We start from the raw sequence: 1,131 nt of genomic DNA, 5'->3' as shown, positions 1-1,131 counted from the left end.
TAAATTTTTTGCATATTAGAAGGGGGAGTTTTTTTATGATTATTTCTCATGATTTTGGTATTGGGGTGGTGGAATATGAAGAAAGGGGAAAAAACAATGAATTTCCTTTGTTTGATACTTGCCCAAACTGCAAATGCCCGGCGCATGGCAATCTACATCGTAACGGCTATTACTGGCGTTATGGAATAACTGAAGTGGTAACTCTACGGATCCCAATTTGTCGCCTAAAATGTTTACAATGTGAAGTGAATATCTCTATCCTTCCAGACTTTCTAATCCCTTATTTTCAACATACAATTCATACAGTTATGAAACGGGTAAATCAAATTCTAAAAAAGAAAAAGGCAAAAGGCAGCCGTCAATTATTGAGATTTCATCTAAATCGTTATCTTAAATGTATAAATTGGATTCATAGCTTCTTTATTGGCATAGGGAAAATCTGCGGAATGTCGGGGGATATAAAAAAAGAGGCCACAAAATATATGAAAATGATCCTTGATTTTGGCGAATCACCCTTCTTACGAAGGTCACGGGGTCACTTATCAAAATACTTTATGGCAAATTAATTCTACCATATTTGGGTGATTTTATAAATATTCTTTGTCCCACATACCTTTTTCATAGTCAGAATATATCGAAAAAAGTAGAATAATAATCATGGATGACCGGTCGTCCTTCTATAAAAAAGGAGGAAGATTCCATGAATGAAAAAGAACGTGAACAAGTGGCCTTATTTCGGTATGGCCTAATAGCTCCCCTATTTAATGGCCAAGTTGATCCGAAGGAATATTTAAAAGGGTTGGAAGATAAAGTTCATTCAGTTCCCTATTATGGAGAAAGAAAAATTGCAGAGAAAACAATGAAGGAGTGGCTTCTTAATTATCGAAGGAATGGGTTTGATGCTCTAAAGCCAAAGAAGCGTATGGATAAGGGGAATTCTCGACGGCTATCCCCGGATGATCAAGATCTTGTCCTGGAAATACGAAAAAAATCTCTCCATATGCCAGTTAGTGTTTTCTACGAACAACTAATTGAGCATGGAGAGATACAAAAAAATGAAATATCTTACTCTACTATAAATCGATTATTAAAAAAACACAACCTTGTAGGAAAACAAATTGTGGCAACTCC

The 1,131-nt window shown here is 35.5% G+C and carries 2 protein-coding genes; both read left to right on the top strand.

Annotation, left to right across the window (positions count from 1 at the left end):
- A partial coding sequence (locus J2S19_RS23625; RefSeq protein ID WP_307347363.1) for a DUF6431 domain-containing protein occupies positions 1–566 on the top strand: 566 nt, incomplete at its 5' end.
- A gap of 134 nt (positions 567–700) precedes the next feature.
- On the top strand, positions 701–1,131 hold a 431-nt coding region (locus J2S19_RS23620; RefSeq protein WP_307347360.1), incomplete at its 3' end, for a helix-turn-helix domain-containing protein.

It is taken from the genome of Metabacillus malikii (assembly GCF_030813355.1).
Taxonomy (GTDB): Bacteria; Bacillota; Bacilli; order Bacillales; family Bacillaceae; genus Metabacillus; species Metabacillus malikii.
This window is presented reverse-complemented; position numbering and strand designations above follow the sequence as displayed.